The following is a 16139-nucleotide window of genomic DNA, read 5'->3' as shown; positions in this document are numbered from 1 at the left end:
GAGCAAAGAGTAGAGACGCGGCCATTGACGGACTAGCCGGAAGATTTGTAGTGGAGTCGTCCAGATCTGGAAGTAATCTCGCTACCGGTATAGCGACGCATCAATACAGACAGGACCCGACGACGCATGATCGGTAACGTCAAAAAAGTTGACAGACCTGGACTTTAATGTAACCGTGTCGTCAACACATCGACTAGATTACCATGCCAACCAGCACCCGCTTCGCCGTTGCCGCCCATACCCTGACTGCCCTGGCCGTCAGTGGCGGCAAGCCAATGCGCTCGGAAGACCTGGCCTATAGCGCCAACACCGGCGCAGTGGTGATCCGCGGCCTGCTGTCGCGGCTGACTGCCGCCGGGCTCACCAGCTCCCAGCTCGGTGCCGGCGGCGGCGCCCTGCTGGCGCGCCCGGCCGAGGACATCAGTCTGTTGGAGGTCTACCGCGCGGTGGAAAACACCGAACTGTTCGCCCTGCACCGCACGCCGCCGTGCGAGGCCTGCGCAGTGGGCGGCAACATTCTGCAGGCATTGCAGCCAGCGCTGGAACGCGCGCGGCAGGCGATGGAACAGGAACTGGCCGGCGTCAGCGTGGCGCAACTGGCTGCAGACGTCGCGCGGCTGGGCAAGTTCAGTATCCCGCTGCAGTGGTAACCCCACCCTGCATTTCAGTTTAAATGTCGCCATGTCGGCGACATACATCAGGAGTAACACCATGAGTATTGGCATCATCGGCGCAGGCGCTATCGGCAGTGGTTTCGCCCGTCTTCTGGCCAGCCGGAACATCCCCGCGCTGATCTCCAACAGCCGCGGCCCGGAATCTCTGCAGGCCTTGGCGGCCGAGCTTGGCCCATCGATCACGCCAGTCACTGCGGCCGAGGCGGCACAGGCCGATATCGTGCTGGTGGCGGTGCGCTGGCATGGCCTGCCGGCTGCGCTGGCCGGGCTGCCCGACTGGAACGGCCGCATCGTCATCGACAGCAACAACGCCTTGATGGACGTCGCCCCCGACTCGCCGGAAGCCACCGACCCCGCTAACCCGATCGGCGCCTATGGGCTGAAGGCGATCGACACCGGCGGCCGCCCCTCCAGCCAGGTGTTCGCCGAGCTGGTGCCGGGTGCGCGCGTGGTAAAGGCCTTCAACCATCTGGACTCGCAGCTGCTCGGCAAGCTGGAGGTGACTGAAGGCAAGCGGGTGTTCTTCATCGCCGGCGACGACGCCGATGCCAAGGCGCAGGTCGCCCAGTTGCTCGCGCAACTGGAATTGGCCAGCGTCGACCTGGGCCCGCTCGCCACCGGCGGCCCGTTGTTCGAGTTGCCGTTCGGCCCGTTGTCGGTGGCGAGTTTCGTCAAGCTCTGAGGGGCTGGGATTGGGGATTGGGGATTGGCGAATGGCACCCACGCTTCCTGTGCGTCTGTGCGCAAGGGCAGCGGTCACCCAATGCCGGCGGGGCGTCGCTAAAGCGACGCCCCGTTGCGGTCATCGGACCTGCTGCCACGTCATGTGAAGGATGCAAGCCCGCCCGCGGGCCGCTTTCTGTTCGCGGCCTTCATGCCACACCAACAACAAGACCTTCACGCTTGCGGCCATTCTTCCCCTGGAGATCTCCCATGATCCGCACCCTCGCCCCGCTCGCTGCCGTGTTGTTGCTCTCGGCCTGTGCCTCCAACCAGGTCGCGCAGGTGCAGCCCATCGACGGGGCCATCTCCGGCCAGTGCCATATCGACAAGGTGCGCGGCGCGGTCGGCCTGGCCGCGGCGGCGCAGACCATCGAACGTGCGCGCGTGGACAGCGACAGCCTGCAGGTCAGCGTGCGCCGCGGCGAGCGCGCCACCGGCGGCACCACTGCCAGCGGCCTGGCCGACCCGGCCCAGGGCGCCAGCGAAAGCGGCGGCGATCACCTCACCGTCGAGACCGGCCCGAACAACAATATCACCGCGATCTACTGCGGCTGAGCGGAGCCGCTGGCACCGGCGCATCCGCGTCGCCGTCCCAGGGACGGTGACGTGTGCAGCAGGCACGTGCCACGTTGCCTGCTGCCGCCGGGACCATGACCAGAGATCGCGCTGGCGGACAGACCAGCGCGCTGCTCGGCTCAATCTCCACGGGCTCGCAGAAAATGCCGTCGGCCTGGCCCCGATGCCAACGGCACCATGCCGCGCCGTCGGCACGGTGTTTATCACCGTCGAGCGGATCAAAGCACGTCCGCCGGTAGATGCTGGACACAGGCATCCGCGTTGGACAGCACCAACGCCGCGCGCCATTGCAATTCGCCAGGATCGGCGCTCGGCGTGACATCGCACGGCCGGTCGTAACGGCTGATGTCGCTCGTCCCGCTTTCCATTGCCAATCCTCCACGCTGGATAACGGCGCCAACCGTAGTGCGATTGCACGCGTGGGTTGGACAACGAATGCAGAGCGCTTGGATGCGCTCGGGCTTCGACACACCAAGCGTGATCTGCCGGTTGTCCAAGTGCGCGTTACAGGTTGCGGCGCGCCATCGCCGCTGCCGTTGGTGCGCAGCTTCCAGCCGATTGACGCGTTGCTGCATCCATAATGCGGTTTGCCTGTCGCTCGCCTGTGCGACGCAGGCGTTGAGCACGCGCCGCGCATCGCATTCGGTGATCGCCTGCATCAGCAATCACTCAGAAAATTGCTCGTTGATGGCACTGCATTGCAGCGCCAACATGGCATTGCCAAGGTGCCAATACTGATAAGAACCTGAACTCTCGTGGCCGAATCGCAGCGAGGACCGACTACGGACAGCGTCTTGCTTTAGCCTTGTTTTCCGCACAATCGCGCGTCTGCGTCGATGTGCGCAGATGTTGCTTGAACGAACTCTTTCAATGTTGTGAGGATAGATGGCTCGTTCGTATATGACGTCGTTTTTTCGCGAATGGCTTACCGCACCCTGCTCCGTTGCCGCGATACTCCCCTCCGGACGCGCACTCGCTTCCATCATCACTTCCGAGTTGTCGGAACGTACTGGCCGTGTCCTCGAACTCGGGCCGGGCACCGGTGTGTTCACCCAGGCAATGATCGACAAGGGCGTGCAGGAAAACAACCTCACCCTGCTCGAGTACAACGCCACCTTTTCTGCGCTGCTCAAACAGCGCTTTCCGCGTGCAAGACTGCTGCAGATGGATGTTGCCCAGCTTGAATCGGTCCCGCGCATCGATGGGGCATGCGTCGATGCCGTGGTCTGCGGCCTTGGCTTGTTGAACATGCCGGCGCATCAGGTGGCTGCAATCTTGCGTGGCGCCTTCATGCAGTTGAAGCCTGGTGGCCGGCTGTATCTGTTTACCTACGGAATCAGGTGCTCGGTTCCGGCACAGATCCTCGACGCGCTCAACCTGGAAGCGGTCAGGATCGGGCGCACGTATCGAAACGTTCCGCCTGCGACGACCTATCGCATCCAACGTCGCGCATGCGCAGCATAGCCTCAGGCAGATTTTGCACGGCGCAGGCTCGGCCCGGCCGCCTTGCGCGGTTTGCTGCTGGTCTTGCGTGGCTTGCTGCGCGAGTCGGTCAGAAAGCGTAGCGTCGCCGCCTCCCATTGGCGCTCGCCGCGCACGCCGGTGGCCATGGCCTGCAACTGACCGGCGCGCCAGCCTTCGAAGACGCACGGGTCGATGTAGGCCTTGCGACACACCGAGGGTGTATTGCCCAGCGCATCGGCCACTTCGCGGATGACATCATTCTGCACCTGGGTCAGCGCGCGTTCGCTCATGCGCTCGGGCAGCGGCAAACGTGCCAGACGTTGCAATGCCGCCAGCGTGCCGCCCCAGGTACGGAAATCCTTGGCGGTGAAATCCTCGCCCATCGCCTCGCGCAGGTAGTCGTTGACCTCGCCCGAGTCCACCGGCTGCAGCTGGCCGTCATCATCGCGGTACTGGAACAGCGATTGCCCCGGCAATTGCTGGCATTCGCGGATCAGTTTGACCAGTTGCTTGTCATCCACCTCGATATCGTGATCCTGGCCGCTCTTGCCGCGGAATTTGAGCCGCGCACGTCCGCCGCGCAGGAATTCCATGTGCCGGTTGCGCAACGTGGTTAGCCCGTAGGAACGATTGCTGCGCGCATATTCGGCATTGCCCACGCGCACCAGCGTGTCGGCCAGCAACGCCACCACGATCGCCAGCACCTTCTCGCGCGGAAATCCCGGCAAGACCAGATCGCGGCGTAGCCTGCGACGCAACTTGGGCAGCGCCTGGCCGAAGGCGATCACCCGTTCAAACTTGCCCTCGCCGCGCACCTGCGCCCAATCGGCGTGGTAGCGGTACTGCTTGCGCCTGCGCGCATCGCGGCCGGTGGCCTGCAGATGGCCGTTGGGCTTGGCACAGATCCACACCTCGGTATATGCCGGCGGAATCGCCAGCGCGCGGATGCGCTGCAAGGTGTCGGCATCGGCCACGCGCTGTCCATCCGCGCTGCGGTAACTGAAGCTCTTGCCGGCCTTGCGGCGGCTGATGCCGGGCTGTTGATCGTTGACGTAGGTGAGCCCGGCCGCGCGCGCGGTGGCCTTGGCCTGTGCAACCGCGGCCACGCTCGCCACCGCAGCAGTGGCAGCTACCGCGCCGGCGGCAACGGTGGCCAGCTTGCCGGCGGCGGTGGCGGTGGCGGCGGCATTGCGAAGAACACGTTTGGCTTTCATTGCGCACGGATCGAAGGACAGGCGCCGATTGTTGAGCCGGGCAGGACTAGGCCGCGTCAACGCTGCGACAACGCCATGTGGGCAAGCGATGCCCGCGAGCAGGTTTTCTGCTTATGCTTGGGCTTCCCCTACTGTGCTGGAGTCATTGATGCGCGCTGTCCTGCCTACCGCCCGTCTGGCCTGTACCCTGGTCGTGCTGGCGGCATTGACTGCCTGCGGTTCGCCGCAACCGGACGAGCAGGAAGCCGTCTCCGCCAAGGCGCAGCAAGCCGCCGAACAAGCCGCCGCACCGGCACCGGCCGCCGCGCCCGAAGCGCCGCCGATCGGCAGCTGCGATGCCACCCAGGTGCAATCGCTGGTGGGCCAGGCGCTGACCGATGCGGTGAGCGACCAGGCCCGCACCGATGCCGGCGCCAAGTCGGTGCGCGTGCTCAAGCCCGGCCAGATGACCACGATGGAGTTCAACGGCGAGCGGCTCAATCTGGAAGTGGATGCCAAGAACGTGATCGCCTCGGTGCGTTGCGGCTAAGTACCGGTTGGCGCCTGTTGGCGAACAGGCGCCGAGCCAGCTGGCACAAGGCCTTGCGGCCGCCCTCGTTGCAGCTGTAACGGTGTATTGCGGCACCGCATCAACTGTGGTCTAGTCGATCATCCGGTGACCTCTTCGAAACGCTCCACGGATCGAGCGCTGCAACGTCGTCGCCGCTCTCCCAGATCGCAAAGAGGCAGACATGGCCCCCCGCACTCGCCAAGGGCTCAACGACTACGGTCTCTACAACAGCGTGCGCGATGAGCGCGACGCCTGTGGTTTTGGCATGGTCGCCCAGTTGGACGACCAACCTTCCCGCTCACTGGTGGACACCGCAATTGCGGCGCTCTCGCGCATGACCCACCGCGGCGGCGTGGCGGCCGACGGCCTCACCGGCGATGGCTGCGGCCTGCTGATCCGCAAACCCGATGCGTTTCTGCGCGGGCTGGCGCGCGATGCCGGCATCCCCCTGGGCACGCGTTACGCGGCCGGTGTGGTGTTCCTGCCGCTGGACGAAGCCGATGCCGCACGCTGTCGCACCGAACTGGAAGCCCAGTTGCACAGCGCCGGCGTGCAGTTCCGCGGCTGGCGCGTGGTGCCCACCGACGACAGCGTCTGTGGCCAGCTGGCACGCGACACCTTGCCGCGCATCGAACAGGTATTCGTCGATGCCGGCGCCGAGCAGAGCGAAGACGGCTTCACCCTGGCGCTGTTCCTGGCGCGCCGCCGCGCCGAGCAGGCGCTGCGCGAGGTGGAAAACTTCTACATCACCACGCTCTCGCCCAACGGCATCAGCTACAAGGGCATGGTGCTGCCGGACAAGCTGAGCACGTTCTACCCGGACCTGCAGCGCAGCGACCTGTCCTCCAGCGCGATCGTCTTTCACCAGCGCTTTTCCACCAACACGCTGCCGCGCTGGCCGCTGGCGCATCCGTTCCGCCTGCTCGCCCACAACGGCGAGATCAACACCATCGAAGGCAACCGCCGCTGGGCGCAGGCGCGCAGCAAGGTGTGGCAGACCCCGCGTTTCGACATCGCCGAGTTCGACCCGGTGATCTCCATGCACGGCTCGGACTCGCAGAGCCTGGACAACATGCTCGAGCTGCTGATCGCCGGTGGCATGGACCTGCTGCAGGCGCTGCGCATCCTGGTGCCGCCGGCGACCCAGTCGCTGGAGTTCAAGGACGCCGACCTGGCCGCGTTTTACGAGTTCTACGGCCTCAACACCGAGCCGTGGGACGGCCCGGCCGGCATCGTCGCCTGCGACGGCCGCTATGCCGCCTGCATGCTCGACCGCAACGGCCTGCGCCCGGCGCGCTGGATGTTGACCTCCGACCGCCATTTCCTGGTGGCCTCCGAGGCCGGCGTGTGGGAACTGCCGGCCGAGCGCATCACCCGCAAGGGCAAGCTCGGCCCGGGCGAGATGATGGCGATCGATCTCAAGCGCGGCGACCTGCTGGACTCGGACGCCATCGACCGCATCAACCGTGCGCGCGCGCCGTACAAGCAATGGCTGCAGCAGGGCGTGACCTATCTGCAGACCGAACTGATCGACCCCTCGCTGGTGGAAGAACCCTTCAGCGAGCAGACCCTGCGCAGCTACCACAAGCTGTTCCAGCTCAGCACCGAGGAAGTGGAGCAGATCCTGCGCCCGCTGGCCGAGACCGAGCAGGAAGCCACCGGCTCGATGGGTGACGACACCCCGATGGCGGTGCTCAGCCGCCAAACCCGGCCGCTGTACGACTACTTCCGCCAGGCCTTCGCGCAGGTCACCAACCCGCCGATCGACCCGCTGCGCGAAGGCATCGCGATGTCGCTCACCACCCAGCTCGGCAAGGAGACCAACATCTTCCACGCCGGCGCGGAGACGGTGAACCACGTCATCCTCAACTCGCCGGTGCTCAGCCAGCGCAAGCTGCGCCAGCTGCTGAAGATGGAGCAGTACGTCGAGCGCAACCGCCTGATCGACCTGTCCTACAGCGTGGAGGAAGGCCTCAAGGCCGGCCTGGAACGCATCTGCCAGGAAGTGGAAGCGGCCGCGCGCGCCGGCGCCGTCATGCTGCTGCTGTCGGACCGTTACCCGGTCCCGGACCGGCCGATGGCGCATGCGCTGCTGGCCACCGGTGCGGTGCACCACCACCTGTGCAAGGTGGGCCTGCGCTGCGACGTCAACCTGATCATCGAAACCGGCACCGCGCGTGATGCGCACCACATGGCCTGCCTGCTCGGCTTCGGCGCCACTGCGGTGTATCCGTACCTGGCCTACCAGACGCTGTTCGACCTGGGCCGGCGCGGCATCCTGCAGCTGAGCAAGGGCGGCGAGCAGTCGCAGATCGGCCGCCGCTACCGCAAGGGCATCTACAAGGGCCTGTCCAAGATCATCTCCAAGATGGGCATCTGCACCATCGCCAGCTACCGCGGCGCGCAGTTGTTCGAGATCGTCGGGCTGGATCCGGACGTGGTGGAGCTGTGCTTTGCCGAGACGCCCGCACGCATCGGCGGCGTGGGCCTGTCACGGCTGGATACCGAGGCGCGCGAGCTCACCGCACGCGCCTGGAACGACCAGCTCAAGCCGGAAGTGGGCGGCCTGCTCAAGTACGTGCACGGCGGCGAGTACCACATGTACAACCCCGACGTGGTCATGACGCTGCAGCGCGCCACCCGCACCGGCGATGCTGGCGACTGGCAGAAGTACGTCGACGCGGTGCATTCGCGCCCGGCCTCCACGCTGCGCGATCTGGTCCAGCTCAAGCGTGCCGACACCCCGACACCGTTGGACGAGGTGGCCCCGGCCGAAGATGTGTTGCGTCGCTTCGATACCGCCGCGATCAGCCTGGGCGCGTTGTCGCCCGAAGCGCATGAGGCGCTGGCCATCGCCATGAACCGCCTGGGCGGGCGCAGTAACTCCGGCGAAGGCGGCGAAGACCCGGCCCGCTATGGCACCGAGAAGCGCTCCAAGATCAAGCAGGTGGCCTCCGGCCGCTTCGGCGTGACCCCCGAATACCTGGTCAACGCAGAAGTGCTGCAGATCAAGGTTGCCCAGGGCGCCAAGCCCGGCGAAGGCGGCCAGCTGCCCGGCCACAAGGTCAACGAGCTGATCGCGCGGTTGCGCTACGCCAAGCCCGGCATCGGCCTGATCAGCCCGCCGCCGCACCACGACATCTATTCGATCGAGGATCTGGCCCAGCTGATCTACGACCTCAAGCAGGTCAACCCGACCGCGCTGGTGTCGGTGAAGCTGGTGGCCCATGCCGGCGTCGGCACCATTGCCGCCGGCGTGGTCAAGGCCGGCGCCGACCTGATCACCGTGTCCGGCCACGACGGCGGCACCGGCGCCAGCCCGGTCAGCTCGATCCGCTATGCCGGCGTGCCGTGGGAACTGGGCGTGGCCGAGTCGCACCAGGCGCTGGTGGCCAACGACCTGCGCGAGCGCACCATCCTGCAGACCGACGGCGGCCTGAAGACCGGCCTGGACGTGGTCAAGGCCGCGTTGCTGGGCGCCGACAGCTTCGGCTTCGGCACCGCGCCGATGATCGTGCTGGGCTGCAAGTACCTGCGCATCTGCCACCTCAACAACTGCGCCACCGGCGTGGCCACCCAGGACGAGCGCCTGCGCGCGAACTACTTCACCGGCCTGCCCGAGCGCGTGGAGCACTTCTTCCGCCTGCTGGCCGAAGAGGTGCGCCAGTGGCTGTCCTACCTGGGCGTGCGCTCGCTGGACGATATAGTCGGCCGCACCGACCTGCTCGAACAGCTGGAGGTCTCCCCGCGTGCCGGGGTCAAGGTCGACCTGTCGCGCCTGCTGACGCATGCGCGTTACGACGGCAGCCACTGCGCCGCCCAGCGCCTGTACGAATCGCCCGACAGCCTGGCCACGCAGATGGACGGCCTGCTCGCCGATGCGATCGCCAACAAGCGCGGCGGCGACCATCGCTTCCTGATCCACAACACCGACCGCTCGATCGGCGCGCGCCTGTCCGGCGCCATCGCGCGCGTGCACGGCAACCACGGCATGAGCGATGCGCCGTTGAACCTGCGCTTCCGCGGCACCGCCGGGCAGAGCTTCGGCGCGTTCAACGCCGGTGGCCTGCAGCTGGAGCTGGAAGGCGAAGCCAACGACTACGTCGGCAAGGGCATGGCCGGCGGCCGGCTGGTGGTGCGCCCGCCGCGCGGGGCGCGCTTCGAGGCGCGCAGCACGCCGATCGTGGGCAACACCTGCCTGTACGGCGCCACCGGCGGCGAGCTGTTCGCGGCTGGCCGCGCCGGCGAGCGCTTTGCAGTACGCAACTCCGGCGCACTGGCGGTGGTGGAAGGCGCAGGCGACCACTGCTGCGAGTACATGACCGACGGTGTGGTGCTGGTGCTGGGCAAGGTGGGCCTGAACTTCGGCGCCGGCTTCACCGGCGGGCTGGCCTACGTGCTGGATATCGAACGCGACTTCGTGGACCGCTACAACCACGAGCTGATCGACATCCACCGCGTCTCCGCCGAGGGCTTCGAGAACCATCGCCAGCACCTGCACACCCTGATCAGCCGCCACCGCGAGCTGACCGGCAGCATCTGGGCGCAGCAGATCCTGGACGAGTTCCGCGACTACATCGGCAAGTTCTGGCTGGTCAAACCCAAGGCCGCCAGCATCGAGTCGCTGACAGAGTCACTCAGGCGTGCCGCCTGAGTGACGGGATTGGTGAATCGGGAATCGGGAATGGTGAAAAGCCCGGTTCGTCGGCTCCACTCCCGTCTCGCAGAACCGCCGTTGCGATTCCCCATTCCCCATTCTCGATTCCAGCCCTATGAGCCGCAAGCAAGCCTTCCAATTCCTCGACCTGCCCCGGACCATGCCCACGCGCATTCCGGTGGAGCTGCGTACGTCCGGTGACTGGGGCGAGCTGTACGGCAAGTTCGACAAGGCCGACGCGCAGTACCAGTCCGGCCGTTGCCTGGACTGCGGCAATCCGTACTGCAGCTGGAAATGCCCGGTGCACAACGCGATCCCGCAGTGGCTGCAGCTGGTGCAGGAAAACCGCATCGAAGAAGCCGCCGCGCTGTGCCACTCCACCAATCCGCTGCCGGAAGTGTGCGGGCGGGTGTGTCCGCAGGACCGCCTGTGCGAAGGCAGCTGCACGCTGGAGGAATTCGGCGCGGTCACCATCGGCGCGGTGGAAAAATACATCGTCGATACCGCCTTCAAGATGGGCTGGCGCCCGGACCTGGGCAACGTGCAGCCGAGCGGCTGGCGGGTGGCGGTGATCGGCGCCGGCCCGGCCGGCCTGTCCTGCGCGGACCGCCTGGTGCGTGCCGGCATCGAGGCAGTGGTCTACGACCGCTACGAGCAGATCGGCGGGCTGCTGCAGTTCGGCATTCCCAGCTTCAAGCTGGACAAGTCGGTGATCGGCAAGCGCCGCGAGATCCTCGAAGGCATGGGCGTGCAGTTCCGTCTGGGCGTGGAGATCGGCAAGGACGTCAGCATCGAGCAGTTGCTGGGCGAGTTCGATGCGGTGTTCCTGGGCACCGGTGCCTACCGTTACACCGATGGCGGGCTGCCCGGGCAGGACCTGAAGAACGTGCTGCCGGCATTGCCGTTCCTGGTGCAGAACAGCCGCATCGTCAGCGGCAACGACCCGCACGGCCGGCCGATCGCCGGCTGGGAAGACCAGATGGCGCTACCCGATCTCAACGGCAAGCGCGTGGTGGTGCTGGGCGGCGGCGACACCGGCATGGACTGCGTGCGTAGCGCCATCCGCCTGGGTGCGGCCAAGGTCACCTGCGCGTACCGGCGCGACGAGGCCAGCATGCCGGGCTCGGCACGCGAGGTCGCCAACGCGCGCGAGGAAGGCGTGCGCTTTTTGTTCAACCGTCAGCCGCTGTCGATCGAATCCGGCGCCGACGACGAGGCGATCGGCGTGACCGTGGTGGAAACCCGGCTCGGCGAGCCCGATGCCAGCGGGCGGCGCAACGCGGTACCGGTGGAAGGCAGCGAATCGCTGCTGGAAGCGGACGTGGTGATCATCGCCTTCGGTTTCTCGCCGACCCTGCCCGACTGGCTGGCAGCGCAGGGCGTGGAAGCCGGCAGCAACGGCCGCATCGTCGCACCGGCCGACGACAATGGCCGCCTGCCCTACCAGACCAGCAATCCGCGCCTGTTCGCCGGTGGCGACTGTGTGCGCGGCGCCGACCTGGTGGTCACCGCGGTGGCCGAAGGCCGCGATGCGGCCGGCAGCATCGTGCAGCTGCTGGGCGTCAAGGCGCAGGTCAAGGAACCGGCTGCCGCCTGAGTGCCGACCAGTGCGTGGGCTCGGCGCCCACCGCTGGTTACCGGCTCGCGTGCGGGCAGCCCGCACGCTGCGTTGGCGGCCAGGCCGCATGACGCTACTCGATGCAGCGCATCCACCGCGACCCACCGTGCGGAGAACGCTCCTGTAGGCGACCAGACTCTCGCCTGACTCATGACCCAGAGCTCCACCTGCCTGCCACGCAGGCCAGACGCCTCGTGGCGCAACGCCGATATCGCATCGCAGGGTCGTGGCTTGTCCGACCCGGAGGACGCGAGTACACACGCACGCCTCCTCCGCGATCGACACCTCGCTGGACACACGGCGCGCCGGACAGGAGTGCCAGCAAACGCAAGCGCCCAGCCGCCATGCAGCCTTTCGCACGCACGCTTGAGCCTGCCATCGGCATGCACGCAGGCCCGCTGCGATCTGCAGCCTCGACGATTGCACCCACTATCGAAGTGTGATTTAAGTCACATATCTGCTGTCGCCCTCTAACGCGATCCTGCCGACCCACCTCCCGACGCGCAGGACGCCCTGAGCCGACGCGGATGTGCTCGGCAATGACGGCAGTCGGTCCCATCCCGGTGCGTGCAACACCGCCGCCGCGGACTCCAGACCTCATTCATCTGTCGCCGCGCGCCGCGGCGGCGAAGCCGTGGGCCTCACCTAAGGAAGCAACCTCATGACACAGCAACTCACTACCGGCCAACATGGACGCGACGACTGGGTGGACTGGCTCCGCGGTGCCAGCGTGTTGATGGTGATCGTGCTGCACGCCTATGGCTTCGCCTTCGATGCCTACCCGGAACTGCGCGGCGGCGCTGCGGAAGAAAGCAGCGCACTGATGCTGTCGATCGAGCGCCTCAACCGCTCGCTGGCACCGCTGCGCATGCAACTGATGTTCCTGCTTTCGGGCCTGTTCGTAGCACGGGGGCTGGACAAGGGCATCGCGCCCTACCTCGGCGGCAAGCTACGGTACGTGCTGTATCCCTACCTGCTCTGGTCGGTGCTGATCTTCGCCCTGCGCGAGGCCGGCTCGGTGCTGGCCAAGGCCGAACCCATCGCCTGGCTGGACCTGGGCAAGATCGCGGTCGGCAACGTGGCACTGACCTGGTTCCTGTTCTACCTGTTCGTGTTTCTGGTACTGATGCCCTTGCTGCGCCGGCTGCCGGCGCCGTTGGTCCTGGCCGCGACCGTGCTGGGCTCGGTCTGCCTGGGGCCGCTGCTGCGCCAGGGTGCCGATCCGTTCTACTACTTTGCGTTCTTCTACATCGGCACGCTGCTGGCCGGCCGGGTGCCGGCCCTGCTACGGCAGGCACCGCGCTGGATCTGGCCACTGTCGTGCCTGAGCCTGTGCGCCATCGTGCTGATCGCCAATCTCACCGCGCTGCACGGCATCTGGATCGGCTACCTGCCGCTGGTGCTGATCGCGCTACCGCTGCTGATCACCGCGGCAATGTGGGCCAACCGGCAACCGGCCGCGCAGGCGATCCGCTATGTGGGCCGCAACTCGGTGGTGTTCTACCTGAGCCACTTTCCGCCGTTCATCGTGCTGGCCTACCTGCTGCCGCGCTGGATCGACGAGGGGACGGTGTTGTTCTTCGCCTTGTTGAGTGTCGGCGTACTGGCGCCGGCCGTGCTATGCCTGCTGCGCGTACCGGGCCGCCTGCCCGCACTGAATCTGCTGTTCTCCGCACCGCTGCCGGTGCGTCGCCCACGCAGCTTGCCTGTCGCCGGCAAGCTGCATGCCTCGCCAGTGTCCGCATAGTGGGGGTCCATGCCGGCAGTGCCGCTCAGCGGCGCTGCCGATCCGGCGGGTACGGCTGATGTCGTGCGGTCATACGACCATGCACTACCGTTCCAAGCCTCAGGTGATGCATTCCATGCCGCATCACCTGGGCCGACCGTAGCGCCGGCAACCGACCTGCAGCCCCGTGGCAGGGCTGCAGGCCAGGCGATCAGGCCGCCTTGTCCAGCGTGGCCATGTCGATCACGAAGCGGTACTTCACGTCGCTCTTGAGCATGCGCTCGTAGGCCTCGTTGATCTGGTCGGCGCGGATGGTTTCGATGTCCGAGACGATGTTGTGCTTGGCGCAGAAATCCAGCATTTCCTGGGTCTGGCGGATGCCGCCGATCAACGAACCGGCCAGGGTGCGGCGCTTCATCACCAGATTGAACACGCTCGGCGAAGGATGCGATTCCTCGGGCACGCCCACCAGCACCATCGCACCGTCGCGCTTGAGCGCATTGAGGAACGGGTCCAGGTTGTGCGGCGCGGCCACGGTGTTGAGGATGAAATCCAGCGTGTTGGCCTGTGCGGCCATCTGCGCCTCGTCCCGGGACACCACCACTTCGCTGGCGCCCAGGCGCAGCGCATCGGCGCGCTTGCTCTCGGAGGTGGTGAACAGCACCACGGTGGCGCCCATCGCCTTGGCGATCTTCACCGCCATGTGGCCCAGGCCGCCCAGACCGACCACGCCCACCTTCTGACCAGGACCGACCTTCCAGTGCGCCAGCGGCGAATACGTGGTGATGCCGGCGCACAGCAGCGGCGCCACTGCGGCCAGGTTGTCGCTGTGCGAGATGCGCAGCACGTATTTCTGGTCGACCACGATGTGGTCCGAATAGCCACCGTAGGTGTTCTCGCCGCCACCGAACATTGGGCCGTTATAGGTGCCAGTGAAGCCCTGCTCGCAATACTGTTCTTCGCCTTCCTGACAGGACGCGCAGCTGCGGCAGCTGTCGACCATGCAGCCGACGCCGGCCAGATCGCCGACCTTGAAGCCGGTGACCGCATCGCCGACCGCAGTGACGCGGCCGACGATCTCGTGGCCGGGCACCGACGGGTAGCGCGTGTTGTGCCATTCGTTGCGTGCGGTATGCAGGTCCGAGTGACATACGCCGCAGTAGGCGATATCGATCTGCACATCGTTGGGGCCTGGCGCGCGCCGTTCGAACACGAACGGTGCAAGCGGCTGATCGGCAGTTTGGGCGGCGTACGCGTGGGCTTGGCTCATGGGGAGACTCCAGGATGTGACGTCCCCCGCGACAGTGCGGAAGACAAAGAGATAGGTGGCTCTAGCTTAAGACAGCTGCCTGTCGCACTCCTGCGACAGTGCGTCTTGCCTGCCGGGTTGCGGACGCGACCGCAGCGGCATGGTGCGCCCTGCAGGTGTTTGCGCACGATCAAATCGGCGTTTGCCGGCGTGAATGGCGCGCTAACGCCGGAGCTTCTACGCTGACCAACCACCATCCTGCCCTGCACCATCCCTGCTGGCCGTGCCCTCCCCCTGCGGCCGCCTACGTCGATGCCGAAGGAGGCTTCCATGTTCCGCTCTCCCCCCAACCTCCCATCCTTGCGCAGTGCCGCACTCGCACTGACCTTGCTGGCCGCACTGCCGCTGGCGCACGCCAAGGAGCCTGCGCGCCCTGGAAAGGAATCCAGCGGCCTGAAGTATGTCGGCGTCAATCTGTCCGGCGCCGAGTTCAACTCACGCAAGAAGCCCGGCACCCTGTTCAAGGACTACACCTATCCGGCCGCGTCGGATTTCAGTTATTTCGCCGGCAAGGGCATGAATACGATTCGCCTGCCGTTCCTGTGGGAACGCCTGCAGCCACAGCTCAACGGCGATCTGGATGCGGCGCAACTGGCGCTGCTGAAGAAATCGGTGGATGCGGCCAAGGCCAACAAGCAGTACCTGATCCTGGATGTGCACAACTACGCCAAGTACAACGGCAAGCGCATCGGCAGCAGCGAGGTGCCCACCGCCGCGGTGGCGGATCTGTGGCGCCGGCTGGCGCTCGAATTCAAGGACGACAAGTCGGTGATCTTCGGGCTGATGAATGAGCCCAACGGCATTTCCGCCACCGATTGGGCGAGCGCGGCGCAAGGTGCGATCAACGCGATCCGCAAGACCGGCGCCAGGAACCTGATCCTGGTGCCGGGTACCGCCTACAGCGGCGCGCACAGCTGGCGCAGCTCCAACTATGGCGTCTCCAATGCCAAGGCCTTGGAGATTCTCAAGGACCCGGGCAATAACCTGGCCTTCGAAGCGCACCAGTATCTGGACAACGACTACAGCGGCACCAAGCCGGTGTGCACCAGTGCCACGGTTGGCGAGGAAAAGCTGCGCGGCTTCACCGCATGGCTGCGCGAGAACAAGCAGAAGGGCTTTCTGGGCGAATTCGGCACCGCCAACAATCCGGTCTGCGACCAGGCGCTGGAAGGCATGCTGACCTACATGGAAAAGAACAGTGACGTGTGGCTGGGCTGGACCTGGTGGGCCGCTGGTGCATGGTGGAAGCCGGAATATTTCTTCACCGTGCAGCCGGGCAAGGACGGCAGCGACAAGCCGCAGATGTCGATTCTGAGCAAGTACGCCCGCCGCGCGACCAAGTAAACCGCGCGGGAAGGTCGATCACGGTGGTCGCAGCGGTTGCTGCGGCCACCGTTTTTTTTGCGCGCCATCCGCCCTGTCCTGCCACGCGTCACCAATGACATCCACCGACGATTGCAGACCGCGTGCTGCATCCATCGCAGCCGCAATCGCAGTTGCCTATTGCAGCAGGCGCACTGGCTGCCGGCTGCGGAAAGCATGACGCAGCCCACACCTATCGCGCGCTGCACATGACAAGTGCCGAAGTTCCGCGACCGCACCAGGTGACTTTGCATGTGCATGCGTGT

Annotated in this window: 12 protein-coding genes; 9 read left to right on the top strand and 3 right to left on the bottom strand. The window is 66.1% G+C overall.

What is annotated here, in order from left to right; translation table 11 throughout:
* The first annotated feature begins 203 nt into the window (after positions 1-203).
* From KHN93_RS00200 to KHN93_RS00190, 3 genes are all read left to right on the top strand, one after another.
* Complete coding sequence (locus KHN93_RS00200; protein WP_065047661.1) at positions 204-650, top strand: Rrf2 family transcriptional regulator; 447 nt, start codon at positions 204-206, stop codon at positions 648-650.
* Between the two features lie 61 nt (positions 651-711).
* Positions 712-1356, top strand: a complete 645-nt coding sequence (locus tag KHN93_RS00195) for an NADPH-dependent F420 reductase (RefSeq protein WP_039518078.1) — start codon at positions 712-714, stop codon at positions 1354-1356.
* Between the two features lie 251 nt (positions 1357-1607).
* Positions 1608-1952: a hypothetical protein gene (locus KHN93_RS00190; RefSeq protein ID WP_016901594.1), complete on the top strand. Its 345-nt coding sequence runs from the start codon at positions 1608-1610 to the stop codon at positions 1950-1952.
* A 239-nt stretch (positions 1953-2191) separates the two neighbouring features.
* Here KHN93_RS00190 and KHN93_RS00185 read toward each other — a convergent pair whose 3' ends face one another.
* Positions 2192-2632: a hypothetical protein gene (locus KHN93_RS00185; RefSeq protein WP_211921416.1), complete on the bottom strand. Its 441-nt coding sequence runs from the start codon at positions 2630-2632 to the stop codon at positions 2192-2194.
* Positions 2633-2873: 241 nt separating this feature from the next.
* Here KHN93_RS00185 and KHN93_RS00180 point away from each other — a divergent pair, with 241 nt between their 5' ends.
* On the top strand, positions 2874-3437 hold the full coding sequence (locus tag KHN93_RS00180) for a class I SAM-dependent methyltransferase (protein ID WP_244812170.1): 564 nt from the start codon (positions 2874-2876) through the stop codon (positions 3435-3437).
* A 2-nt stretch (positions 3438-3439) separates the two neighbouring features.
* On the opposite strand, the gene KHN93_RS00175 is transcribed toward KHN93_RS00180, so the two are convergent.
* Positions 3440-4741, bottom strand: coding sequence for a DNA topoisomerase IB (locus KHN93_RS00175; RefSeq protein WP_212579563.1), 1302 nt, complete (start codon positions 4739-4741; stop codon positions 3440-3442).
* 58 nt (positions 4742-4799) lie between these two features.
* Between KHN93_RS00175 and KHN93_RS00170 the strand changes: the two genes are divergently transcribed.
* From KHN93_RS00170 to KHN93_RS00155, 4 genes are all read left to right on the top strand, one after another.
* Complete coding sequence (locus tag KHN93_RS00170; protein WP_016901590.1) at positions 4800-5180, top strand: I78 family peptidase inhibitor; 381 nt, start codon at positions 4800-4802, stop codon at positions 5178-5180.
* 202 nt (positions 5181-5382) lie between these two features.
* Complete coding sequence (gltB, locus tag KHN93_RS00165) at positions 5383-9855, top strand: glutamate synthase large subunit (protein ID WP_211921412.1); 4473 nt, start codon at positions 5383-5385, stop codon at positions 9853-9855.
* 118 nt (positions 9856-9973) lie between these two features.
* Positions 9974-11455, top strand: coding sequence for an FAD-dependent oxidoreductase (locus KHN93_RS00160; protein ID WP_039514691.1), 1482 nt, complete (start codon positions 9974-9976; stop codon positions 11453-11455).
* A gap of 682 nt (positions 11456-12137) precedes the next feature.
* The gene (locus KHN93_RS00155; RefSeq protein WP_211921409.1) at positions 12138-13223 is read left to right on the top strand and encodes an acyltransferase family protein; all 1086 of its coding nucleotides are present in this window, start codon (positions 12138-12140) and stop codon (positions 13221-13223) included.
* A 190-nt stretch (positions 13224-13413) separates the two neighbouring features.
* Here the strand turns inward: KHN93_RS00155 and KHN93_RS00150 are convergent, their stop codons facing one another.
* Positions 13414-14472: an NAD(P)-dependent alcohol dehydrogenase gene (locus tag KHN93_RS00150; RefSeq protein WP_039514696.1), complete on the bottom strand. Its 1059-nt coding sequence runs from the start codon at positions 14470-14472 to the stop codon at positions 13414-13416.
* Positions 14473-14781: 309 nt separating this feature from the next.
* Here KHN93_RS00150 and KHN93_RS00145 point away from each other — a divergent pair, with 309 nt between their 5' ends.
* Complete coding sequence (locus KHN93_RS00145) at positions 14782-15855, top strand: glycoside hydrolase family 5 protein (protein ID WP_039815629.1); 1074 nt, start codon at positions 14782-14784, stop codon at positions 15853-15855.
* Positions 15856-16139 lie beyond the last annotated feature (284 nt).

The sequence above is a fragment of the Xanthomonas arboricola pv. juglandis genome (genome assembly GCF_905367715.1).
In the GTDB taxonomy this organism is placed as follows: Bacteria; Pseudomonadota; Gammaproteobacteria; order Xanthomonadales; family Xanthomonadaceae; genus Xanthomonas; species Xanthomonas arboricola.
This window is presented reverse-complemented; position numbering and strand designations above follow the sequence as displayed.